Below are 24234 nucleotides of genomic sequence, written 5' to 3'. Positions count from 1 at the left end.
GTTGCCATTCACTCTGGCTGGATGTTCATTTCCAGCATTGCTGATAACGTGAATGCCATCGAAGTAACCAAGCAACTTCGAGCACAAAAACACAACATCAACTTTTAACTTCACCTGCCGAACTATCGTCGGGCGCCGGGTCGTGCCGTGTCCGAAAAACAATATGGATAATAAAACGATGAGCAGAGCCACTCCTACGGATCACGCGTTATCGCGGGGTTTGTCCAATCGTCATATTCAAATGATCGGACTCGGCGGTGCCATTGGCACTGGATTGTTTCTCGGCAGTGCCGGCGTAATGAAACTGGCGGGCCCTGGTTTGTTGCTGGGGTATGCCGTTGCCGGGCTGATCGCGTTCCTGATCATGCGCCAACTGGGGGAGATGCTGGTGGACGAGCCGGTGTCCGGCTCGCTGAGCCACTTCTCCAACAAATACTGTTCGCCCTTCATCGGCTACCTCGCCGGCTGGAACTACACCGCCGGCTACATCCTGGTGGGCATGGCGGAACTGACCGCGGTCGGCAAGTACGTGCAGTTCTGGTGGCCGGACGTGCCCACCTGGGCCTGCGCCGCGTTCTTTTTCGTGCTGATCAACGGCCTCAACCTGCTGGCGGTGAAGGTCTACGGCGAGGCGGAATTCTGGTTCGCGGTGATCAAGGTGACGGCGGTGCTGATGATGATCGCCCTGGGCGGCTGGCTGCTGTTCGGCCCGACACCGCCGCCGACGGCTGCGGTCAGCAACCTGTGGAGCCACGGTGGTTTCCTGCCCAACGGCATCAGCGGGCTGATTCTCGCGTTGCCGCTGATCATGTTCGCCTTTGGCGGGTTGGAGTTCATCGGCTTTACCGCCGGCGAGGCGCGGGATCCATCGAAGACCATTCCCAGCGCGATCAACAAGGTGCTGCACCGCATTGGCCTGTTCTATATCGCCGCGCTAGCGGTGCTGCTGGCGCTGACGCCGTGGGACGACCTGGTGGCCTCGCTGTCCGCTGGCGGTGATCCTTACAGCGCCAGCCCGTTCGTGAAGATCCTCGATCTGCTGGGCATCGGCGCGGCGGCCCACGTCCTCAACCTGGTGGTGCTGACCGCCGCGCTGTCGGTCTACAACGCCGTGGTCTATTGCACCGTGCGCCAGTTGCACGCCATGGCCGGGCAGGGCCATGCGCCGCGGCAACTGCTCAAGCTCAATCGCAACAAGGTGCCGGTCAATGCGCTGATCGTGACGGCGGCGATTACAGCCTTGGCGGTGCTGCTCAACTGGCTGTCGCCCAACGGCACGCTGGAAGCCTTGATGGCACTGGTGGTTGCGACAACCATCATGAACTGGATGCTCACCAGTTATACCCACCTGAAGTTTCGCCGGGCCAAACAGGCGACGGGCGAGCACACGCACTATCGTTCGCCGTTGTTTCCCTTTGGCAACTATCTGTGCATCGCTTTCATCTTTTCGATCATGTTGATCATGGCGTTCATTCCGGCGATGCGTATATCGGTCTGGCTGATTCCTTTGTGGCTGATAGTTGTTTACGCCAGTTTCCGTAAATATCACTCCATCAAGCCCACCGCGCTCAACTTCGAATAATCCGCAACAGGTAATTAACAATGAAAACCGAACTTCCCGCTGTTCAGCAGCTCACGGGCGGCGATGCCCTGGTCGAGAGTTTGAAAGTGCAGGGCGTCGATACCGTATTCGCACTGCCCGGCGCGCAAATCTACGGCCTGACCGACGCCCTGGCGCGCAATGCCGACAGCATCCGCACCCTGGGTGCGCGACATGAACAGACCAGCGCCTACATGGCGTTCGGCTACGCCCGCTCCAGCGGTCGCCCCGGTGTGTTCAGCGTGGTGCCGGGCCCCGGCATCCTCAATGCCAGCGCGGCCATGCTCACCGCCCACGGCTGCAACGCGCCGGTGCTGGCGCTGACCGGCGATGTGATGAGCGGCTTCAAGGACCGTGGCCGCGGTCAATTGCATGAGCTGCCCAAGCAACTGGAAATCCTCCAGGGCATCGGCAAATGGGCGGCGCATATCGAACAGCCGGCCGATGCGCCGTGGCAGGTGGCCCAGGCGTTCCAGGCCATGCAATCCGGGCGCCCCGGCGTGGTATCGCTGCAAGCCTCCTGGGACTTCTTCACCCGCAGCGCGGCGGTGCGCATGCAGGCGCCGCTGGCGCTGCAACCGACACCACCGGTGGACAGCGATGCCGTCGAGCGCGCGGCGAAACTGCTGAGCGCGGCCAAGGCGCCGATGATCTTTGTCGGTTCCGGGGCGCTGGAAGCCAGCGCCGAAATCGGCCAACTGGCCGAGGTGCTGGGTGCGCCGGTGGTGAGTTTCCGTGGCGGTCGCGGCGTGGTGCCGGATGATCACCCGCTGGGCTTTACCGTTGCCGCCGGCGCCCGACTGTGGCCGCAGACCGATGTCGCCGTGGTGATCGGCTCGCGCTTCGAGTTGCTGGACATTCGCTGGCGGCATCGTCCGGCCGGGCTGAAGCTGATCCGCATCGATATCGACCCGGCCGAGGTGCGGCGCATGCCGGCCGAGGTCAACCTGCTGGCCGATGCCGGGGAGGGCGCCAGCACCCTGGCGGAAGCCGTGCTCCGCGTCGGCCCGCCGAAGCGCCGCGACGCCGCGATCGCCGAGGCCAAGGCGGCGGCGGAACAAGCCATCCAGTGCGTGCAGCCGCAACTCGATTACCTGCGGGTGATTCGCGACGTGCTGCCGCGGGACGGCTTTTTCGTCGAGGAAATCTCTCAGGTCGGCTTCACCTCGATCTTCGGTTTCCCGGTGTACAAACCGCGCACTTTGGTCACCTCGGGGCACCAGGGCACCCTCGGCTTCGGCTTTCCCACCGCACTCGGGGTCAAGGCCGCGCACCCGGACAAAGCGGTGGTGTCGATCTGCGGCGACGGCGGCTTCATGTTCGCCGCCCAGGAACTGGCCACGGCGGTGCAGTACCGGCTCAACCTGGTGACCATCGTGTTCAACAACAGCGCCTTCGGCAACGTCTACCGCGACCAGCAAGAGAGCTTCGTCGGTCGGCTGCTGGGCTCGGAACTGGTGAACCCGGACTTCGTGCGCTTTGCCGAATCCTTCGGCGTTCAGGCGTTCCGGGTCGGCTCGCCGGCGCAACTGCGTCCCGTGTTGGAGCAGGCGTTCGCCGCCGACCGTCCGGTGCTGATCGAGGTCAGCGTGCCGCGCGGCGGCGACGCGAGCCCGTGGCCTTTCCTTCACCCCACGTTTGCTCACTGAGGAGCCCCTGATGTTCGAACATGTCGAGACATACCCTGGCGATCCGATCCTGTCGTTGATGGACGATTACCAGCGCGATCCGCGGGCCGGAAAGGTCAACCTGAGCATCGGCTTCTACTACGACGAGCACGGCGAAGTGCCGGTGCTGCCGTCGGTACGCCGGGCCAAGGCGTTGCTGGACGCACGGGCGGAAAGCGCCAACCTGTACCTGCCCATGGACGGCCATCCGGGGTTCCGCGAAGCGGTGCAGGGCTATCTGTTCGGCGACCTTGGCGGTGCCGACAGCGAGCGCATCGTTACCCTGCAAAGCGTCGGTGGTTCGGGCGCGCTGCGGGTCGGCGCGGATTTTCTCAAGCGCTATTACCCGCAGTCGCAGGTGTGGGTCAGCGACCCGACCTGGGACAACCACCTGGCGATTTTCCAGGGCGCTGGTTTCGCGGTGAACCGCTACCCGTACCTGGACGCCAGCGGTCAGGCGGTCGACTTCGCGGCCATGCTGGACGTGTTCGGCAAACTGCCGGCCCACAGCATCGTGTTGCTGCACGCCTGCTGTCACAACCCCACCGGCGTCGACCTCACGCCAGAGCAGTGGCAGCGCTTGTACGCGCTGTTCCGCGAGCGGTCGCTGATCCCGTATCTCGACGCCGCCTACCTGGGGCTGGGGGAGGGGCTGGACGCGGACACCTACGCGATCCGCGCGCTGGCCCGCAGCGGTATCACCGGGCTGGTGAGCAACTCGTTTTCCAAGGTGTTTTCGCTGTATGGCGAGCGGGTCGGTTCGCTGTCGGTGGTGTGCAAGGACGGCGAGATTGCCCGGCGCGTGGCCGGCCAGTTGAAAGGCACGGTGCGCACCAACTACTCCAACCCGCCACGGCATGGCGCGGAACTGGTGGCGACCATCTTTGGCGATGCCGCGCTGACCGCGCTGTGGCGGCAGGAACTGGACGCCATGCGCGTACGTATGGTGGGCATGCGCCAGGCGCTGTTCGATGAAGTGCAGCGTATCGATGCGCGGCGGGAGGTGGGTTACCTGCTGCGCCAGAAGGGCATGTTCAGCTACACCGGGCTGAGCGCCGACGCTGTCGATCGCATTCGCGAGCAGCATGGGGTGTACCTGATCCGCAGCGGGCGGATGTGCGTCGCTGGCCTCAACGAATCCAATCTGGCCGTGGTGGCCAGGGCACTTTCGGACCATTAAGAGGACAGTGTTTTTACCGTTGCCTCTGGCGCCCTTCGGGGCGCTTTTTTTGTTGGGTCGTTTTCGGCGCAACCCAATGTTTGCGGGGGCGTGGCCGTGTGAGAAATCTCGGATAATGGCGCTGTGCTATCGATAAAAGCCGCGAGATAGAGCCTTCAAAGTCGAGAAACATTTCACATTTACGTCAATTTATTTCGAACTTTAGCGGAGAACGGTGCTTCAAAGCGGTGCGTTCGTTAATACATTACAGTCATGGAGGCTTCCCGAATGCCCACCCGTAAATTGCTCGCACCGACCTGCATCCTGGCCCTGCTGGGCGCACCTCTGGCGGCGGTTGCCGCACCGAGCACCGACCCGCTGTTCACCCTCGGCCTGACGGGCAGCTACGACAAATTCAAGTTTGAAGGCGGTGACGAGTCCGACTCCGATCACCTCGGTCAGGGCGGCGTATTCGCCACCTTCGGCAACAAGCTGACTGCCGAATCCGGCTTCATCTACCAAGTTGGTGCCGAAGCCAAGTACGGCAAAAAAGACGACAACAAACTCAAGGAGGCCCAGGCCGACCTCGACCTCGGCTGGCGTGCAGCGCTGGATGCGCGCAATTTCATCGACGTGACCGTGGGCGGCGGCTATGGCTGGACGCGCTTCGAGCCGGCGATCAACGACATCGATGTCGAAATCACTTCCAAGTCGCCGTTCGCCAAGGCTGCGCTGGGCTACAACCACCAGTTCGACACCTCGACCCTGCGTGTCGAAGTCGGCGCTCGTCACACCATCGACGGCCGCGCCAAGCTCAAGGTCGACGATTTTGGCAGCGACACCGTGGACCTCAAGGACCGCACCAACCCGTACGCCGAAGTCAGCCTGCTGCTGAACCAGCAGGGCGGCATGCCGGTGCAGGTCGGCGCGTACTACACCCGTACCGAGTACAAGCTGGACGAAGACTCGGACGTGGCCGACAACACCAAACTCAAGCGTGACGAGTTCGGTGTGAAGGTCGGTCTGGCGTTCTAAGCGCCTGATCCGTTCGAAGGGCCGGGGCGGCCCTTCGATGTCGGCAGCGGAGTGCGCCGTTACTCCGCGGTCTGCAGCGTCGCCATATCAATGACGAAGCGGTACTTCACGTCCCCCGCGATCATGCGGCTGTAGGCTTCGTTGATGGCGCCGATGTCGAGCATTTCGATATCGCAGCGAATGTCATGCGCGGCACAGAAATCCAGCACCTCCTGGGTCTCGGCGATGCCGCCGATCAACGACCCGGCGATCACCCGACGCTTGAGCACCAGATGGGCCGCATCGATGGCGGGCTCGATGGGTTCGATCAGGCCCACCAGAATATGCACGCCGTTGAACTTGAGCGTCTTGAGGTAGGGGTTGAGGTCGTGCTGCACCGGGATGGTGTCGAGCAGGAAATCGAAGTGATCGGCGACTGCAGCCATTTGCGCCGGATCGGTCGAGACCACGACGTGATCAGCGCCCTGACGGTGGGCTTCCTCGGCCTTCGCCGCCGAACGGGTGAACAGCGTGACTTCGGCGCCCAGCGCCTTGGCCAGCTTGATACCCATATGACCGAGCCCGCCCATGCCCAGAATGCCCACCCGATGACCCGGCCCGACGCCGTGATGGCGCAGCGGCGAGTAAGTGGTGATGCCCGCGCAGAGGATCGGCGCCGCGCTCGGCAAGTCCATGCCGTCCGGGATCCGCAACACGAAATCTTCCCGCACCACGATGCAGTTGGAGTAACCGCCGAGGGTGTAGCTGCCGTCCACGCGGTCTGGCGTGGTGTAGGTCATGGTCGGGCCTTCGAGGCAATACTGCTCGAGGTCGGCGTGGCAGGCGTCGCAGTGCTGGCAGGAATCGACCATGCAACCGACGCCGACCAGATCGCCGGGCTGATACTTGCTCGCCGCGCTACCGGTGGCGCGGACACGGCCAATGATTTCGTGGCCGGGCATCAGCGGGTAGACGGCGATTCCCCATTCGTTGCGTGCCTGATGGATATCGGAATGGCAGACGCCGCAGTAGAGGATATCGATGACGACATCGTTCGGACGCGGGCTGCGGCGGTCGAAGGTCATCGGGGCGAGCGGCGCGCTGGCCGACTGGGCGGCGTAGCCAATGGCTTTGTACATAAGGGTGTCTCTGCACAGCGAAAAGAGGCGGCGCATTGTGCGGGCGAGGGGCGGGGATGCCGATGGGTAATCCTCCGGGTGTCATGCCTATTCCTCCAGTGCCGCGTGGATTGACGGTATCCCTGCCGCGAAATCTGGGATCATGGGCGCCTCAATCACTGTTGCCTTCCCTCATGTCCGATCCTCATCACTTTCCAGTACGCCAGGCCCTGTGCGACCTGATCAAGCCGCTGGCCACGCGCCCCGGCTTTGTCGACACCTTGCTCAGTGACGTGCAGGTGCTTTCCTGGGCGGAGTATGTGGCCAGCAGCCCGCAGATCTACGAACCCAGCCTGATGGTCCTGGCGCAGGGCCGAAAGCTGGCGCGCCTGGGCGAACGAACGCTGGATTACGGGGCAGGGCAGTACCTGGTGCAGGCGCTGTCGGTGCCGTTCATGTGCGAGACCTTCGCCAGCGAGGCCGAGCCGCTGTACGGCGTGGCTGTCGGTATCGATCCGCTGGTCCTGAGCGAAATGGTCCAGGCGATGGACCCGCTTCCCGCTGGGCTGGTCCGGGCGCAGACCCCGGAGTCCATGAGCTCCGCGCCCCTTGATGAGCCGATGCAGGACGCCGTGCTGCGGTTGTTGCAGTGCCTGCAACGACCCGAAGACGCCCGCGTGATGGGCGCCGCGCGGGTGCGCGAGGTGTATTTCGCGGCGCTCAACGGCCCCCAGGCTGGCGCGCTGAGAGCCCTGGTCGAACAGCAGGGACACTTTGCCCGGATTGGCGCCTCGCTGGCGTATCTGCGCGATCACTACGCCGACCCGCTCAGCATCGACGAACTGGCCGGCCGCGCGAACATGAGCGCTTCCGCGTTTCACGAACACTTCAAGCGCAACACCTTGCTGTCGCCTATCCAGTACCTCAAGCGGCTGCGGTTGTTGAAGGCACAGCAGATGTTGATCGGCGAAGGGCTGGGCGTCGCCCAGGTCGCGCACCGCGTGGGTTACCAGAGCAGCTCGCAGTTCAGTCGGGAGTACAAAAGGCAGTTCTCGCGAAGTCCGGGGGATGAGGTGCCTTATCGGGGGATGGCGGTTTAGGGCGGTTCTGGCCCCGGCCTCTTGTTCGCCGGGAATTGCTGCTGAGAACAGCGATTAGGTGATAGAAGGTGTGGGCCTCAGAAAAACCGCAAGGGCAGGTAGCTGCCATACCTAAGCAAAGGAGTGCAGCGATGGATGACTATCTTGAGGTGAATAGGGCTAACTGGGATGAGCGAGCGCCACTTCACGCCGCGTCTCCGGACTACGAAGCTGCAAGATTTATAGCTTCTGCGGATCATTTATCTGCAGTGGTTCGTTTCGATCAGTCTCGCCTCGGTGACATCTCCGGCCTGAGAGGGGTGCACTTACAGTGCCATATCGGTACAGATACTCTTTCTCTTGCCCGTCTTGGTGCGGTGATGACCGGCCTGGATTTTTCTCCCGTCTCACTGGAACAGGCCCGGCGACTGGCGACCGACTGTGGCGCGGAGATTCACTACGTCGAAGCTCCGGTTTACGAGGCCGCGAAAGCCCTTGGTGGTGCTGGCTTCGATCTGGTCTACACCGGCGTCGGCGCTTTGAACTGGCTACCCAGTATTGATAAATGGGCCAGAACGGTAGCCGCTTTGCTTAAGCCCGGAGGCCGCCTGTTTCTGCGTGAAGGGCATCCGATGCTCCTGGCGCTGGACGAGAGTTGTCAGGACGAACTAAGGATTAGCCACCCGTATTTCGAGCGCCAGGAGCCGACGGTATGGTGCGATGACAGCACCTATGTCGAAGTCGATACTGCGTTGAAGGCCACGGTCACCCATGAGTGGAACCACGGCCTTGGCGAGGTCATTTCGGCGCTTTTGCGTCATGGGCTGAATCTCGTCGCCATCGAGGAGCATGACTGCATTCCGTGGGAGGCGCTGCCTGGGCAGATGGTTCTAGGGGAGGATGGGGAGTGGCGTTTGAAAGTTGATCCGTGGCGTTTGCCGTTGAGCTATACCCTGCAGGCGATCAAACGGTGAGGTACAGGACGGATGCGGCCGCGGCAGGTGGGTCGGCGCGTTGCACGCCAGGCCGTTGTCAGGGCACAAAAAAGCCCCAATCAAGGGGCTTTAATGAAGAAATATGGCGGAAGCGTAGAGATTCGAACTCTAGGATAGTTGCCCATCGACGGTTTTCAAGACCGTTGCCTTAAACCACTCGGCCACGCTTCCACTTTGTCATGCGGGCGCCATCATACCGAAATGAAACAAGCTGTCAAACTCTCTGGATGGCCTGTTTCCAAGGCTCTGTTATGATCTTTGCAACTCAACGTTTCAAAACCCACAGGAGTGTCGCCATGCGCGAACAGGATTACGCCGTCAATCACGGCCTGCAGGTCGAACAGCAGGAGGTCAGCCGAGTCCTGCGCAACACTTACGGCTTGCTGGCCCTGACCCTCATCTTCAGTGCCGTCATGGCCTACGTCGCACAGCAGATGCGCGTCGGTTACCCCAATATCTTCGTCGTACTGATCGGTTTCTACGGTCTGTTCTTCCTCACCGCCAAGCTGCGTGACTCGGCCTGGGGCCTGGTTTCCACCTTCGCCCTGACCGGTTTCATGGGTTTCCTGCTCGGCCCGATCCTCAATCGTTATCTGGGCATGGCCGGTGGTGCCGAAGTGGTCAGCTCGGCCTTCGCCATGACCGCGCTGGTGTTCGGTGGTCTGTCGGCCTACGTGCTGATTACCCGCAAGGACATGAGTTTCCTCAGCGGCTTCATCACCGCCGGCTTCTTCGTTCTGCTGGGGGCGGTGGTCGCGAGCTTCTTCTTCCAGATCAGCGGCCTGCAACTGGCGATCAGCGCTGGCTTCGTGCTGTTCTCGTCGGTGTGCATCCTGTTCCAGACCAGCCAGATCATCCATGGCGGTGAGCGCAACTACATCATGGCGACCATCAGCCTGTATGTATCGATCTACAACCTGTTCGTCAGCCTGCTGCAATTGTTCGGCATCATGAGCTCTGACGACTGATTCACCCGCTGTTGAAAAAGCCCGCCTCGGCGGGCTTTTTTGTGTCCGCAGAAAAGGCGTCTGCGGCCTCCCGTCACCGAGGCAAAGCAAACCCTGTATTGAGTAATGTATTTTTATCGTTAAAAAAACATTTACAAAGTCGATGCGCGCTGTGAATATGTCCTGGCGAATTGAAAAATACAAAATCGCACACGGCGCTGATCGAGGTCAGGCCACAACAAGAACGATATGATCAGAACCTTGAGGCCGGGCCTGCCATCGACCGGTCTTTCAGCGAAGGAGAACCTCTCCCGTGCATCGCTTACGCAATCCTTTCTTCGGTCGCACCCTGCGGGTATTGGGTCTTGCGACGCTTGGCGCCCTGGCTCAGCAAGCCTTGGCCGACACCACGTTGCGGGTAGGCCTGGGCGCCGATATCCGTAGCACCGAACCCGGTGTGAACCGGGACGAAAACACTGACACCGTGATCCTGCATGTCGTCGAGGGCCTGGTGGCCCATCGCGAGGACGCTTCGGTTGGCCCGCTGCTCGCCAGCGAGGTCAAGGTCTCCGATGACGGCCTGACCTACACCTTCACCCTGCGCGACGGTGTGCGTTTCCATAATGGCGCGACGCTGAGTTCGGCCGAGGTGAAGTGGACCTGGGATCACTACCTCGATCCGCAAACCCAGTGGCGCTGCCTGCCGGAATTCGATGGCCGCGGCGGGGCGAAAATCAGCTCCATCGCCACCCCGGACCCACGCACCGTGGTCTTCACCCTCGATCAGCCGAACGCGCTGTTCCTCGCCTCCATGGCTCGCCCGGATTGCGGTGGTGCCGGCATCCTGCACCCGGACTCGCTGGCCGCCGATGGTCGCTGGAAATCGCCGGTGGGCACCGGCCCGTTCACTCTCGCCGAGTGGAAGCCCGGCCAGTATGTGCAACTCGCCCGCTTCAAGGACTACAGCGCCCGCGCCGAGGCGGGGCCGGATGGCTTTACCGGGAAGAAGGAAGCGCTGGTCGACAACGTGCGTTTCATGATTATTCCCGACCCGTCCTCGGCCAAGGCCGCGTTGCTGTCGAATAACGTCGATCTGCTGCCGGACGTCACCGCCAGCGACGCCCAGGAACTCAAGGGACTGCCCGGCATCCAGGTGTCGGTGAGTCCGATCATGGCCATCTGCGGCCTGCTGTTCCAGACCAACGATCCGTTGCTCAAGGACGTGCGTATCCGTCAGGCGATCGCCCATTCGCTGGATTACGGGCAGATGGTCACCGCGCTGTCCAACGGCCTGTCGCAGCCGAACAACTCGGCGATCCCGCAGACCAGCGCCTTCTACAGCACGGCGGCCAAACAAGGCTATAGCTACGATCCGGCCGAGGCCCAACGCCTGCTCAAGGAAGCCGGCTACAACGGCCAGCCGATCAAGATGATCGTCAACAAGCGCTACCAGCAGATGTTCGACATGGGCGTGCTCAGCCAGGCCATGGCCCAGGCCAGCGGCCTGAACATCCAGATGGAAACCCTGGAGTGGGGCACGCAACTGGAGCGCTATCAGAGTGGCAACTACCAGATGATGTCGTTCTCCTACTCGTCGCGGCTCGACCCGGCGCTGGGTTTCGACTCGCTGATGGGCGACAAGAGCAAGGAACCGCGCAAGGTCTGGGACAACCCGCAAGCCCAGGCGCTGCTGCGCGAGGCGGTGCGCGAGCGCGACACGGCCAAGCGCCAGGCGTTGTTCGACCAGTTGCACGGGATGATGATCAAGGACACGCCGATGGTGATCATCTACAACGGCACAGTGATCGGCGCGCTGCGTGACAGCACCCGCGGCTACCATTCCTGGCCGGTGGCCAAACCACGGCTGTGGGGCGTCAGCCTCGCGGCGAAGTAGGGCAGGGCCAGACGATGTTCCGCTTTATCGTGCAAAAACTCGGCATGGCGCTGCCGACCCTGCTGCTGATCTCGGTGATGGTCTTTGCCCTGATCCGGCTGATCCCCGGCGACCCGGCGCTGCTGATGCTCGGCGACATGGCCGACCCGCAGAGCCTGGCCGACATGCGCCGCACCCTGGGCCTGGATCACTCGCTGGTGACCCAGTTCCTGATCTGGTTCAAGGCCGTGCTCAGCGGTGACCTCGGCTTCTCGATCAGCACCCGCGAGGCGGTGTTGCCGCTGATCCTCGAGCGCTTCGCGGTCAGTGCCAGCATTGTCTTGGTGGCGGTGCTGCTGGCGACCCTGATCGCGGTGCCGGTGGGGCTGCTGGCCGCCTGGAAACAGAACAGTGCCCTCGACCTGGGCCTGGTGATGAGCGCCACGCTGTTGCTGTCGATCCCCAGCTTCTGGCTCGGCCTGCTGCTGCTTTATGCCTTCGGCATCAAGCTCGGCTGGCTGCCGGTGGTGGGCTACGTCAGCTTCGGCCAGGACCCGTGGCAAGCGCTGAGTTACCTGGTGTTGCCGATCGTCACCCTGACGCTGGTGGAACTCGGCGCGATCACCCGCATGGCTCGCGCCAGCACCATCGAAGTGCTGCGCCTGGAGTACATCGCCCATGCCCGGGCCAAGGGTCTCTCGGAAAGCGCGGTGCTGTGGCGGCACGCCTTGCGCAACGCTTTCGCGCCGACCTGGACGCTGGTCGGGCTGATCCTCGGCAACCTGCTCGGCGGCATCGCCGTGCTGGAAACCGTGTTCACCCTGCCGGGCATCGGTCGGTTGATGGTCGATGCGATCTTCGCCCGCGACTACCCGGTGCTGCAGGGCTGCCTGCTGCTGATCACCTTCGTCTATGTGCTGGTCAACCTGTTCGTCGATCTGCTCTACCCACTGTTCGATCCAAGGGTGAAGTTATGAGTTCGAAACCCTCCTGCGCGCCGCTGGCCGCGCCACCTTCGGCGAAAAAGGCGCCGCGGGCCTGGCCGCCGGCCAATGCCCTGATCGGCGTTACCTTGCTGCTCGGGCTGATCGGCCTGGCGCTGCTCGGGCTGGTCTGGACGCCGTTCGACCCGCTGCGCATCGACCTGCTGTCGCGCCTTCAGGCACCTTCGGCGGCGCACTGGCTCGGCACCGACGAGTTCGGCCGCGACGTGTTCAGCCGGCTGTTGATCGGTGCGCGCACCAGCCTGTGGATCAGCTTGCTGGCGGTGAGTTTCGCGGTATTCGCCGGGACCCTGATCGGCATGCTCGCCGGCTACCTGCGCGGCTGGACCGACCGCCTGCTGATGATGTTCAACGACGCGCTGCTGGCGTTCCCCGGCATCCTCATGGCCCTCGGCATCATGGCGATCATCGGCGCCAGCCAGTACGGCATCGTCCTCGCCCTGGGCATCGCCTACACCCCGTCGGTGGTGCGGGTGGTGCGCGGCAGTGTGATGTCGCTGCGCGAGCTGGAATTCATCGAGGCCTCGCGGGTGATCGGCAACTCCGAGCTGTACACCATGCTGCGGCATATCGCACCCAACTGCCTGGCCCCGCTGTGCGTGCTGGCCACCAGCATGTTCGGCTGGGCGCTGCTGTCGGAAAGTGCCCTGAGTTTCCTCGGCCTGGGCGTGCCGCCGCCCGCCGCGACCTGGGGCAACATGCTCGCCAGCAGCCGGCCTTATATCGCATCGGCCAGTTGGCTGGGGATCTTCCCGGGGCTGTTCATCTGCCTGGCGCTGCTGGCCATCAACCTGTTTGGCGATGCCCTGCGCGATCGTCTCGACCCTCGGATGAGGAAGTGATCATGTCCAAGCCCACTACCCTGTTGCAGGTGCGTGACCTGCAGATTCGTGTCGGCGAGCATGGCCCGCTGGCGGTCGATGGCCTGAGTTTCGACGTGGCGCCGGGCGAAATCGTCGCCCTGGTCGGCGAGTCCGGCAGCGGCAAGACCATGGCCGCCCGCGCCGCCATCGGCCTGTTACCGCTGCCGATGCAGGTCTGCGGTGGCCGTCTGGATTTCCAGGGCCGCGACCTCAATCGCCTGGACGGTAAGGCCCTGCGCGACATCCGTGGCGCGCAGATCGGCATGGTGTTCCAGGAGCCGATGGTTTCGCTTAACCCGGCGCTGACTATCGGCCGGCAGATGGCCGAGGCGCTGCACCTGCACACCGACCTGAACGCCGAACAGATCCACCAGCGCTGCGTGCAGATGCTGCAGCGCATCGGCATCCGCGATGCCGAGCGTTGCCTGAAGGCCTTCCCGCACCAGTTCTCTGGCGGCATGCGCCAGCGGATCATGCTGGCCTCGGTGATGCTGTTGCAGCCCAAGCTGCTGATCGCCGACGAGCCGACCACCGCGCTGGACTGCCTGGCGCAACTGGACGTGATCGAGCTGATGCTGGAGCTGACCCGCGAGCAGGGCACGGCGATTCTGTTCATCAGCCACGACCTGTCGCTGGTGGCGCGCTATGCCCACAAGGTGGTGGTGATGCGCCAGGGCAAGGCGGTGGAGCAGGGCGCCATCGCCGATATCCTGCTGGCGCCGAAGGCCGAATACACCCGTCAGTTGCTCGAAGCCTTGCCGCGTCGCGGTGAGCTGGCGGCGTTGCCGGCGAGCAACGGGCCGCTGGTGGAGGTGGACCAGGTGTGCATCGAGCACCCCGGGCCGGCCAGTTTCTGGGGCAAGCGCCAGTACAAGCGCGTGGTGCATTCGGCCAGCCTGTCCATCGCGCCGGGCGAAACCCTGGCGCTGGTGGGCGGCAGCGGTTCGGGCAAGACCACCCTCGGCCGTTCGCTGGTGGGCCTGGTCAAGCCCTGCGCCGGGGCGATCCGCTTCAAGGGCGTGGACATCCTCAAGGCCGCCAACCGCACCCACCGCCTGCAATGCCAGATGATTTTCCAGGACCCGTTCTCGTCGCTGAACCCGCGAATGAAGATCGGCGAAATCCTCATCGAGCCGCTGCGCCATGAACCGGGCCTGAGTGCCACCGGGCGCCGCGAGCGAGTGGCGCAGACCATGCGCGATATCGGCCTGCCGGAGGCCTTCGCCGAGCGCTTCCCGCACCAGCTTTCCGGTGGCCAGCGCCAGCGCGTGGCCATCGGCCGGGCGCTGGTGCGGCACCCGCAACTGGTGATCGCCGACGAGCCGATTTCGGCCCTGGACATGACCATCCAGAAGCAGATCCTCGAACTGTTCGAGCGCCTGCAGGCGCAGTACGGCTTCGCCTGCCTGTTCATCTCCCACGACCTCTCGGCGGTAGAGCGCATCGCCCACCGGGTGGCGGTGATGCACCAGGGCGAAGTGGTGGAAGTGGGCAGCCGCGAGCAGGTCTTCGACGCCCCGCAACACCCGTACACCCGACAGTTGCTGGCGGCGGCCAGCCCCTTGGAGAAGCTCGCCGACGGCAGTTACCGAATACGTCGCGCAAGCTGACCTGAACCCCTGATCCATCCCCCAGCGCGCCGGTGCACACCGGCGCGGCGGGGCAAGTCATGTCCGAAAAACAATAACAACAGCTTTCTCACAACGACTGCCAGGAGCCAGAACACCATGAAACACCCGAACCTGAACCTGTTGCTGACCGGTGTCAGCCTGCTTTCCGTCCAGGCCCACGCCGACTTCATCAAGGACAGCAAGGCCTCGCTGGAACTGAAGAACTACTACTTCAACCGCGACTACCGGGAAGACGCCGGCCAGTCCAAGCGCGAAGAGTGGGCCCAGGGTTTCACCCTCAACCTGCAATCGGGCTTTACCGAGGGCACCGTCGGTTTCGGCGTGGATGCCGTCGGCATGCTCGGCCTGAAACTCGACTCCAGCCCGGACCGTTCCGGCTCCGGCCTGTTGTCGCGGGACAACGAGGCCGAGCCGGGCAAGCCGAGCTACGCCAAGCGTGCGCAGGGCGAATATTCCAAGCTCGGCATCACCGGCAAGGTGCGCTTCGCCCAGAGCGAACTGCGCAGCGGCCACCTGCTGCCGGACCTGCCGACCCTGCAGCCCAACACCAGCCGGATCTTCCCGCAAACCTTCCGCGGCACCCAGCTCAAGTCCGGCGACATTCCGGGCCTGGCGCTGATCGGCGGGCAGATCGACCGGGTTCGCCAGCGCGAATCCACCGACTATGAAGAGATGGGCCTGACCAGCCAGAGCGGCGCCTACCGCAGCACCGCCAAGAGCGACCAGTTCCGCTTCATCGGTGGCGATTACAAGCTGACGCCGGCGCTCTTGCTGACCTACCACTTCGCCCAACTGGAAGACATCTACCAGCAGCACTACGTGGGGCTCAAACACAGCTTCGCCCTGGGCGGCGGCGCGCTGAAAAGCGATATCCGTTACTTCGACGCCGACAAGGCCGGCGCCGGGCTGGCGGGCAAGGTCGACAACCGCGCGCTGAGCACCCGCCTGGCGTACAGCTACAAGGGCCACACCCTGGGCGGCGGCTATCAGGAGCAGTTCGGCGATACGCCGTTCACGTATGTGGACGGCACCAACACCTTCCTGTTCTCCGAGTACCAGTTGAGCAACTTCTCCCAGACCAGGGAGCGGACGTGGCATGCGCGCTATGACTACGATTTCGCCGCGCTGGGTGTGCCGGGGCTGACCTTCTCGACCCGCTGGGCCAAGGGCGACCAGGCCGTGGTGAAAGGCTTCGATGGCGAGGCGCGGGAATGGGAGCGGGATATCGACCTGGGTTATGTGTTCCAGGCCGGGCCGTTGAAAGGGTTGTCGCTGCGCTGGCGCAATGCGCTGACCAAGGCCAACTACCTGCGGGACATGAACGAAAACCGGGTGATCCTCGGTTATACCGTGGCGATCTGGTGATGGACGGGGTGAGTGCCGGGCAAGGCAGCGTGTTGCCGTCTATCGCTGGCAAGCCAGCGCCCACAGGGTTTGGCAGCGAACACGCTCGCTTCAGGAGCCGGCTTGCCGGTAATTGGCAGCGGCGCCGTCATTCAGCCCTTGCCCCGCGCCACCCCCATCTTGCTCGCCACTTCCAGGTGGCGATGCAACAGCGTCGAGGCCCACTCGTTATCGCCTTGCTCCAGCGCATCGAGGATCGCCAGGTGCTCGCGGCACGAGGCCTTGACCCGTTCGACGTTGTTCACCGAGTGGAATTCGGTCAGGCGGCGCAGGCGGTTCTGCTGCTGCACCGCCTGCAGGATGTAGACGTTGCCCGAGGCCGCCGCGAGCAGTTCATGGAACTGCGCGTTGCTCTCGAAGAAGCGCTTGCTGTCGGCCACCCCTTCCAGCAGATCAAGCTGCTGCCGCCGGCAGCGCTGCACCTGCTCGGGGTTGAGGTGAAAGGTCGGCTCCAGCAGCCCCGCCGGCTCCAGCAGCATGCGGAAGCGGTAGCTCTCGAAGCGTGTCTGGCGGTCGCTCAAGGTCGGCGAGAACTGCCAGCCATGACCGTGCTTGCGTTGCATCACGCCTTCGTCGGACAGCCGCAGCAGGCAGCGGCGCAGCACGCTCTTGCTCGCGCCGTAGCGGCGCAACAGGTCGCTTTCGGAAATCTGGTCGGGCAGCGCCTGGTTCAGGCGGTCATCGATCAGCTTCGCGTACAGCGCGTCTTCCTCGTTGTGCAGCTCACTGGCCTGGGCCTCGACCGCCAGCGGCTCCAGCGGCACGCGAAAACCCTGCTGGGCCGAGGGCTCGATCAGGTGCTGCCCGGCCAGGTAGGCCAGCGCACCGCGTATCGGCGAGCGCGACACGCCAAAGCGTTCGGCCAGTTCGACTTCCTTCAGGTGGCTGCCGGGAGGCAGCTCGCCGTTCTGGATGGCCGCGAGGATCTGGCCGGCAACCTTGGTCTGCAGCGAAGTGAGTTGAGCCATGGGGCGATGTCGTTCCTTGGACGAAGGGCGGAAAGGTTACCTGAAAAGCCCGGACGCCTTGGCGTCGGCGCCGGTTGATTGGGTGACACGGCGACTGATTCAAGCACAAATGTATTTTTAAGCATATAAAAACATCGGCAGGCCTGCCCGCCGATTTTTCGAGGAACCGCGTTGATGAGTTACATCCCCCTCCCACGGGCGTTGCCCCAGGACAAAGGCGTCGATCCACGGGCCGTTGTCGATTTCCTCGACGCGGTACAGGCCGCCGGGCTGGAGCTGCACAGCTTCATGCTGTACCGCGACGGCGCGGTGGTCGCCGAGGCGTTCTGGCGCCCCTATGCCGCGCGGCGCCCGCATGTGCAGCACTCGGCGACGAAAAGCTGGACCGCCACCGCCGTCGGCCTGCTGATCGACGACGGGCGCCTGGCCCTGAACGACAAGGTGGTGGATTTTTTCCCCGAGTATTGCCCGGCGCGGATCAGCGCCAACCTCGCGGCGATGACCGTGGAAGACCTGCTGACCATGCGCACCGGTCACCGTCGCGGCATTTCCGGCGGCGACTGGCGCAACCTGTCCAGCAGTTGGGTGGAAGCCTTCCTCAACGAGCCGGTGGACGATGCGCCGGGGCAGTCGTTCATCTACAGCAGCGCGTCCAGCTTCATGCTCTCGGCCATCGTCAGCAAGGTCAGCGGACAGACCCTGCACCAGTTGCTCGACGAGCGCGTGCTGCGCCACATGGGCATGGACCCGCTGCACTGGGACCTGGCGCCGGGTGGCTTCAACAGCGGCGGCAATGGCCTGAGCTGCACCACTGAGGACTCGCTGAAATTCGGTGTGCTGCACCTGCGCGAGGGCCGCTGGAACGACCAGCAACTGCTGTCGCCGCAGTGGGTCGAGGCGGCCACCCGCAATCAGGTCGACGACGTCTGGATGGGCGAGTTCGACGGCAAGCAGTACCTGCCACGGGACACCCGCAACGCCGCCGGCACCCGCCGCGAAGGCTACGGCTATCAGTGGTGGATGACCCGCAACGGCGGCTATTACGCCTCCGGCGTGTTCGGCCAGCAGTGCATCGTGCTGCCGGCGCAGCGCACGGTGATCGCGTTTACCTGTGGCCTGCGCCTGGGCGAGAAGCGTCTGCATGCGGCGCTCTGGGAGCATCTGTTTCCCGGCCTGGGCCGCAGCGGCGCGACCCCTGACGCGGATCAGGCGCGCCTCGCTGCGCTGCTCGACGGCCTGCACCTGCCGAACCTCGAGGGTGCCTGCGACTCGCCGCGCAAGGCTGAATTCACCGGGCGTTTCCGCATGGAACCGAACGAGGATCAAGTGAGCGAAATCGCCTTTGCCTTCGACGACGAGGGCTGCGATTTCAGCCTCAGCGACCACCGCGGCACGCACCGTGTGCGGGTCGGTCTGCAGCAGCCGCTGACATCCAGCACCAGCATCACCGGCAACTATTTGCACCACCAGTACCAACCCGAGCAGACCCCGGTTGTGGCCCATGCGCGCTGGGACGAAGCGGGTGGCCTGCACATGCTTTGGCGCTTCGTCGAGACCGCGTTCAGCGACCGCATCGACTGCCGCCTCGAAGACGGTGTGCTGCTGTTCGACCGCGGCGTGAATACCAACGCCGGCGCGATGCAACGCCCGACCCTGCGCGGCCGCCGCGCCTGACCATCCCCTGACCCAGGAGCAGAATTCATGACTCAGCCTTTGCACACCGGCCTGTGGGCCCCGTTCACCCCGATGCGCGACTTCAGCCGTCAGCCGATGCTGTTCGAGCGCGCCGAGGGCATGCATTACTTCACCCCCGAAGGCCGTCCGGTACTCGACGCCATGGCCGGCCTCTGGTGCGTCAACGCCGGCCACGGCCAGCCCCGGATCGTCGAGGCGATCCGTGAAGCGGCGGGGCGCCTGGACTTCGTGTCGTCGTTCAAGATGAGCCACCCGGACGCCTTGCGCATGGCCGATGCGCTGGTCGGGCTGGCGCCCGAGGGCCTGGAAAAGGTGTTCTTCACCAACTCCGGTTCCGAAGCCGTGGACACCGCGCTGAAAATCGCCCGCGCCTACCACCAGGCCCGTGGCGACAGCCGCCGGACCAAGCTGATCGGCCGCGCCAAGGGGTATCACGGCATGGGCTTCGGTGGCCTGTCGGTGTCGGGCATTGGTCGGCAGAAGCGTGACTTCGGCCCGCTGCTCGGTGACGTCGCGCACCTGCCGTTGCCCTACGACGCCAGCCTGCGTTTCAGCGCCGGTCAGCCGGAGCAGGGCGCGCATTACGCCGACGCCTTGTTGCACCTGCTGGAGGTACATGACCCGGCCACCGTGGCGGCGGTGATCGTCGAGCCGGTCACTGGCTCCGGCGGCGTGTATGCCCCGCCGTTGGGTTACCTGCAACGGTTGCGGGAAATCTGCGATCGCCATGGCGTGCTGTTGATCTTCGATGAAGTGATCACCGGCTTTGGCCGTCTCGGCGAGTCCTTCGCCGCCGAGGTGTTCGGCGTGACGCCGGACCTGATGACCCTGGCCAAGGGCCTGACCAACGGCGCCGTGCCCATGGGCGGCGTGCTGGTCAGCGGCGGGGTGTATGACGCGTTCATGCAAGGCCCGGAACAGGCCATCGAACTGATGCACGGCTACACCTATTCAGCGCATCCGCTGGCGTGTGCGGCGGGGTTGGCGACGTTGGCGGTGCACGAGGAATTGGGCATCAACGCTCATGCGCGGACGGTGGCGCCGCTGTGGCAGAGCGCCGCGCTGGCGTTGCGCGAGCAGCCGCTGGTGCAGGACGTCCGCGCCATTGGCTTGCTCTGCGCGGTGGAACTGCGCAGCCGCGACGGCGCGCCGGGCGCCCGTGCCGGGGAAGTGGCGCGGCACTGTTTCGACGCCGGGGTGCTGGTGCGCGCTTCCGGGGAGAACATCGTGCTGTCGCCGCCGCTGGTGGTCTCGGCCGAGCAGATCGGGCTGATCTTCGACACCCTGCGCCAGGCGCTGGAGCGCGTGGCATGAACCCGTTGGACTTCTATATCGACGGGCGCTGGGAACGCCCGCTCGACCGGCCGACCCTGGCGGTGATCGATCCCCACGACGAACAGCCGTTCAGTCAGATCAGCCTCGGCCACCGCGACGACCTCGACCGCGCCGTCGCGGCGGCGCAGCGGGCCTTCGCCGAGTATTCGCAGTGGACCCGCGAACAGCGCCTCGATCTGCTGGCGGCCATCATCGACGGCTATCGCCAGCGCAGCGAGGCACTGGCGCAGGCGGTGCACCGGGAAATGGGCGCGCCCTTGTCGCTGGCGCGCAGTGCCCATGTCCCGGCGGGGCTCGGCCATCTGCAACGGGCGTATGACGTCTTGCGCGATTACCCGTTCGAGCAGCCGCATGGCAGCACCCTGGTCAGCCGCGAAGCCATCGGCGTGTGCGGCCTGATCACCCCGTGGAACTGGCCGCTCAACCAGCTCACTTGCAAGGTCGCCCCGGCCCTGGCCGCCGGCTGCACGATGGTGCTCAAGCCCAGCGAGCGGGCGCCGTTGTCGGCGATGCTGCTGGCGGACATTCTTCATCAGGCCGGTGTGCCGGCGGGGGTGTTCAACCTGGTCAACGGCGACGGCGCGACCATCGGCGACGGCATCGCCCGCCATCCGGGCATCGACATGGTGTCGTTCACCGGCTCCACCGCCGCCGGTATCGCCGTGGCCAAGGCCGCGGCGGATACGGTCAAGCGGGTGTCCCAGGAGTTGGGCGGCAAGTCGGCCAACCTGATCCTCGCCGACGCCGATTTCGACGCGGCGGTGCGCCATGGCGTTGCCGGCTGTTTCCGCAACAGCGGCCAGTCGTGCAACGCGCCCACCCGCCTGCTGGTGCCGCGTGCGCTGCAAGGGCGGGCTATTGAAATCGCCCGCGAGGTGGCGGCGCACGTGTGCTTCGACGACAGCCAGCCGGGCACGGCCATGGGGCCGCTGGCCAACGCCGCGCAGTTCCTGCGGGTGCAGCAACTGATCGGCGCCGCGCTGGAGCAGGGCGGGCGCCTGGTGTGCGGTGGCGTGGGCCGGCCGGCGGGGATTGCGCGGGGCTACTTCGTCCAGCCGACGGTGTTCGCCGAGGTGACGCCGGACATGCTGATCGCCCGCGAGGAAATCTTCGGCCCGGTGCTGGCGATCCTGCCGTATGACAGCGAAGACGACGCGGTGGCGATGGCCAACGACAGCCCTTACGGCCTGTCCGGCTACGTCACCGCCGGCAGCCTGGAACGGGCCCGCGCGGTGGCCCGGCGCTTGCGCACCGGCATGGTCCACCTCAACGGCAGCAAGGCCGACAATGGCGCGCCCTTTGGCGGCTACAAGCAGTCGGGCAATGGTCGCGAGTGGGGCGTCTTCGGCCTGGAGGAATACCTGGAGGTGAAGTCGCTGTTCGGTTATCTGCCGGGTTAATTGTCCGCCAGCCGGGCCTGGGCCCGGCTGGCGGAGCGACCGCGCCATCCTTCCTGGGCCAGCGTCATCAACACCGTAAGCCCCATAAACACCACCGATGCCCAGAAGATGCCGTTCGGCAGTCCGCGGTCGAGCAGCCAGCCAAACCCCACCGGGCCCAGCGCGCCGCCGATATTGAAGCCGCTGGAGACAATGCCGAAGGTCCGTCCTTCGGCGCCTTTCGGCGCGGCGGCGCGGACCAGCATGTCGCGGGACGGGGCGATGACGCCGGTGAGAAAACCGATCACACCGAGCACCACGACCAGTGCCTGGCCGCTGAGTCCTGCGCTGGCGACGAGGGCGGTGAGCAGCGCGGCCAGGCCGAAGGCCGCGGCGGCCACCAGACCGTGACGTCGTGTGCGGTCGGCGAGGACGCCGCCCGACAGCACGCCGAAGGCACTGGCGAAGAGAAAGGCACTGAGCGCCGCATTCGCCCACGGCAGGGCGATGCCCTGGCCCTGCATCAGTGCCGGCAGCGAAAATTTCTCGATGGCGCTGGTGCTGAGGTTAAGCAGCACGAACAGCAGCGTCAGGGTCAGGATCATCGGAGACCACAGCCGGCGCCGGTCGCTGCCGGGTTTGTCGGCAGTGGCCTTGGCGTTGCGGGCCGGGGCGATCCGGGTGATGCCCGATCCCGGGATCAGCAGCAAGGCGAGGGCGATAAAACCGGCCAGCGCCACCGCGACGAAGGCCAGGCGCGGATCGCTGGCCGCGGCGATGGCCGGCAGCACCAGCGGCGCGACAGCGGCGCCGAGAAAGCCGGCGAAGGTGTGTATGGAAAAGGCTTTGCCCATCCGCGCCGGGTCGATGCCCTGGGCCAGCAGGGCATAGTCGGCGGGGTGGTAGACGGCGTTGGCGACACCGGCCAGGGCCATGGCGACCAGCAGCCAGGTGTAGCTGGGCAACAGGGCGATCAGCAGAAAGCTGCAACTGCCCAGGGCCAGACCCGCGATCAACACGCGCCGGCCTCCGTAATGGTCGACGGCAAAACCCATGGGCGCCTGCAACAGCGCGCTGACGATATTGAACAGGCTCAGCGCCAGCCCCAGTTCGACGTAGCCGACGCCGAACCAGGCGGGCAGCAGTGGAAACAGGGCGGCGAGGGCCATGATGTGCAGGTGGCTGATGCTGTGGGCGGTGGCGATCTGGGGCAGCAGCCCGATACGGCTCGGCATTCGGCGGGGATTCCTTTATCGACGTGGTCCCGGCTGCGCTGGCGTGCCGGGTATTTCGCCGCCGATTCTAGGGGTAGGGCGGTCTAGCAAGGCCATCCATTCCAGGCGCCTGAACCAGACCACTTCTCAGCGCTTAAGCACCTTGGCCAGCCGTCGCATCGCCGCTTCGATCTCATGTTCCGTCAGAGAGGCATAGCCAAGTAGCCAACCCGGGCGGCTCGCCGTTCCCGCATACAACGGGCTGAGCCCCAGCAGTTGAATGCCGGCGCTGGCCGCCTGGCGCAGGGTGCGCTCCTCCGACCAGCCCTCGGCGAGGAAGCACGGGATCTGCAATCCACCCGGCGGCGGCAGTGCGCTGGCGATGCCCGGCAGATGCCGGGAAACAGCGTCGAGCAGCACCGTGCGCCGCGCCCGGTAGAGCTTGCGCATGGCGCGGATATGGGCGTTGTAATGGCCGTCTTCCATGAACCGCGCCACGGTCAACTGGAGCAACTGCGGCGTGTGGCCGTCCATGATGCTGCGGGCCCGAGTAAAGGCGTCGACCAGTTCCGGCGGCAGCACCATGTAGCCCATGCGCAGGCCGGGAAACAGGGTTTTGCTGAAGGTGCCCAGGTAGACCGTCCGCCGATACGGGTCCAGCCCCTGCACGCAGGCGGTGGGCAGGCCGTCGTAGTGGAACTCGCTGTCGTAGTCGTCCTCGATGATCCAGCGGCGCTGTTCCGCGGCCCAGTTGATCAGTTCCAGGCGGCGCTCCAGTGGCAGGGTCGCGCCGGTGGGGTATTGATGCGAAGGCGTCACGTAGAGACAGGTCGCGCCGCTGGTGTCGGCGCGCAGCAGGTCGGTGCGCAGGCCGTGGTCGTCGACATCGATCGGGATCACCCGGGTTTCCGCGGCTTCGAAGGCCCTGCGCGCGCCAATGTAGCCGGGGTTTTCCATCAGCACCGGTTTGCCCGCATCGGCCAGCAATTGGGCGCAGAGCAGCAGGGCCTGGCGGGTGCTGCTCAGCACCAGAATCTGCTCGGGCGAGCACTTGGCGCCACGCTCCAGGTTCAGGTAAGTGGCGATGGCCTTGCGCAGCGGCTCGGCGCCCTGCGGATCGCCGTGCAGCAGCACGCTGTCGCGATAGTCCTTCATCACCTGGCGGTGCAGGCGTTCCCAGACGGCGAGGGGGAAGGCGCGGGTTTCCGGGAGGCCGGGGGCGAAGGCGCGAATCTCCTGTTGGTCGCTGACCCCGCCCTGTTCGAGGATGAGCTGGCCGCGACGGCTCA

General features: G+C 64.8%; 19 protein-coding genes and 1 tRNA gene. 15 read left to right on the top strand and 5 right to left on the bottom strand.

What is annotated here, in order from left to right; all coding sequences use genetic code 11:
* The first annotated feature begins 178 nt into the window (after positions 1 to 178).
* From NTD82_RS16020 to NTD82_RS16005, 4 genes are all read left to right on the top strand, one after another.
* Positions 179 to 1582 (top strand): amino acid permease, encoded by a 1404-nt coding sequence (locus tag NTD82_RS16020; protein WP_410017059.1) that lies wholly within the window; start codon positions 179 to 181, stop codon positions 1580 to 1582.
* 20 nt (positions 1583 to 1602) lie between these two features.
* Complete coding sequence (locus tag NTD82_RS16015; RefSeq protein ID WP_262129418.1) at positions 1603 to 3249, top strand: thiamine pyrophosphate-dependent enzyme; 1647 nt, start codon at positions 1603 to 1605, stop codon at positions 3247 to 3249.
* Between the two features lie 10 nt (positions 3250 to 3259).
* Positions 3260 to 4447, top strand: a complete 1188-nt coding sequence (locus tag NTD82_RS16010) for an aromatic amino acid transaminase (RefSeq protein WP_262129417.1) — start codon at positions 3260 to 3262, stop codon at positions 4445 to 4447.
* Between the two features lie 267 nt (positions 4448 to 4714).
* Positions 4715 to 5461: an outer membrane beta-barrel protein gene (locus NTD82_RS16005; protein ID WP_095157346.1), complete on the top strand. Its 747-nt coding sequence runs from the start codon at positions 4715 to 4717 to the stop codon at positions 5459 to 5461.
* Positions 5462 to 5520: 59 nt separating this feature from the next.
* Here the strand turns inward: NTD82_RS16005 and NTD82_RS16000 are convergent, their stop codons facing one another.
* Positions 5521 to 6579: an NAD(P)-dependent alcohol dehydrogenase gene (locus NTD82_RS16000; protein WP_262129416.1), complete on the bottom strand. Its 1059-nt coding sequence runs from the start codon at positions 6577 to 6579 to the stop codon at positions 5521 to 5523.
* Between the two features lie 173 nt (positions 6580 to 6752).
* Between NTD82_RS16000 and NTD82_RS15995 the strand changes: the two genes are divergently transcribed.
* Positions 6753 to 7658, top strand: a complete 906-nt coding sequence (locus NTD82_RS15995) for an AraC family transcriptional regulator (RefSeq protein ID WP_095157348.1) — start codon at positions 6753 to 6755, stop codon at positions 7656 to 7658.
* Positions 7659 to 7789: 131 nt separating this feature from the next.
* Entirely contained in the window at positions 7790 to 8611 is an 822-nt protein-coding gene (locus NTD82_RS15990; protein WP_262129415.1) for a class I SAM-dependent methyltransferase, read from the top strand.
* A 104-nt stretch (positions 8612 to 8715) separates the two neighbouring features.
* Here NTD82_RS15990 and NTD82_RS15985 read toward each other — a convergent pair.
* Positions 8716 to 8803 (bottom strand) — tRNA-Ser (locus NTD82_RS15985).
* 125 nt (positions 8804 to 8928) lie between these two features.
* Here NTD82_RS15985 and NTD82_RS15980 point away from each other — a divergent pair.
* From NTD82_RS15980 to NTD82_RS15955, 6 genes are all read left to right on the top strand, one after another.
* The gene (locus NTD82_RS15980) at positions 8929 to 9600 is read left to right on the top strand and encodes a Bax inhibitor-1/YccA family protein (RefSeq protein ID WP_095157359.1); all 672 of its coding nucleotides are present in this window, start codon (positions 8929 to 8931) and stop codon (positions 9598 to 9600) included.
* Between the two features lie 337 nt (positions 9601 to 9937).
* A complete protein-coding gene (locus tag NTD82_RS15975; protein WP_262129426.1) occupies positions 9938 to 11473 on the top strand; it encodes an ABC transporter substrate-binding protein in 1536 nt (511 codons plus the stop codon).
* Positions 11474 to 11487: 14 nt separating this feature from the next.
* Positions 11488 to 12429, top strand: a complete 942-nt coding sequence (locus NTD82_RS15970) for an ABC transporter permease (RefSeq protein ID WP_262129414.1) — start codon at positions 11488 to 11490, stop codon at positions 12427 to 12429.
* The gene (locus NTD82_RS15965) at positions 12426 to 13298 is read left to right on the top strand and encodes an ABC transporter permease (RefSeq protein WP_262129413.1); all 873 of its coding nucleotides are present in this window, start codon (positions 12426 to 12428) and stop codon (positions 13296 to 13298) included. The genes NTD82_RS15970 and NTD82_RS15965 overlap by 4 nt, the downstream gene beginning before the upstream one ends.
* A 2-nt stretch (positions 13299 to 13300) precedes the next feature.
* Complete coding sequence (locus NTD82_RS15960; RefSeq protein ID WP_262129412.1) at positions 13301 to 14929, top strand: ABC transporter ATP-binding protein; 1629 nt, start codon at positions 13301 to 13303, stop codon at positions 14927 to 14929.
* Positions 14930 to 15046: 117 nt separating this feature from the next.
* Positions 15047 to 16315, top strand: a complete 1269-nt coding sequence (locus NTD82_RS15955; protein ID WP_262129411.1) for an OprD family porin — start codon at positions 15047 to 15049, stop codon at positions 16313 to 16315.
* Positions 16316 to 16446: 131 nt separating this feature from the next.
* Here the strand turns inward: NTD82_RS15955 and NTD82_RS15950 are convergent, their stop codons facing one another.
* Positions 16447 to 17322 (bottom strand): GntR family transcriptional regulator, encoded by an 876-nt coding sequence (locus NTD82_RS15950; protein WP_262129410.1) that lies wholly within the window; start codon positions 17320 to 17322, stop codon positions 16447 to 16449.
* Between the two features lie 174 nt (positions 17323 to 17496).
* Between NTD82_RS15950 and NTD82_RS15945 the strand changes: the two genes are divergently transcribed.
* The 3 genes from NTD82_RS15945 to NTD82_RS15935 are packed head-to-tail and all read left to right on the top strand — an operon-like array spanning position 17497 to position 21752.
* The gene (locus tag NTD82_RS15945; RefSeq protein ID WP_262129409.1) at positions 17497 to 18996 is read left to right on the top strand and encodes a serine hydrolase domain-containing protein; all 1500 of its coding nucleotides are present in this window, start codon (positions 17497 to 17499) and stop codon (positions 18994 to 18996) included.
* Positions 18997 to 19023: 27 nt separating this feature from the next.
* The gene (locus tag NTD82_RS15940; RefSeq protein ID WP_262129408.1) at positions 19024 to 20331 is read left to right on the top strand and encodes an aminotransferase class III-fold pyridoxal phosphate-dependent enzyme; all 1308 of its coding nucleotides are present in this window, start codon (positions 19024 to 19026) and stop codon (positions 20329 to 20331) included.
* Entirely contained in the window at positions 20328 to 21752 is a 1425-nt protein-coding gene (locus tag NTD82_RS15935) for an aldehyde dehydrogenase family protein (RefSeq protein ID WP_262129407.1), read from the top strand. The genes NTD82_RS15940 and NTD82_RS15935 overlap by 4 nt, the downstream gene beginning before the upstream one ends.
* Here the strand turns inward: NTD82_RS15935 and NTD82_RS15930 are convergent.
* Both NTD82_RS15930 and NTD82_RS15925 read right to left on the bottom strand, forming a co-directional pair.
* Complete coding sequence (locus NTD82_RS15930; protein ID WP_262129406.1) at positions 21749 to 22966, bottom strand: MFS transporter; 1218 nt, start codon at positions 22964 to 22966, stop codon at positions 21749 to 21751. The genes NTD82_RS15935 and NTD82_RS15930 overlap by 4 nt on opposite strands.
* Before the next feature lie 126 nt (positions 22967 to 23092).
* The coding region (locus NTD82_RS15925; protein WP_262129405.1) for a PLP-dependent aminotransferase family protein at positions 23093 to 24234 on the bottom strand (1142 nt) is incomplete at its 5' end.

Origin of the sequence: Pseudomonas sp. 5P_5.1_Bac1 (assembly GCF_025466015.1) — a bacterium.
Lineage (GTDB): Bacteria > Pseudomonadota > Gammaproteobacteria > Pseudomonadales > Pseudomonadaceae > Aquipseudomonas.
The sequence above is the reverse complement of the archived record's forward strand: the minus strand, read 5'-3'. Positions and strand labels throughout refer to the sequence as shown.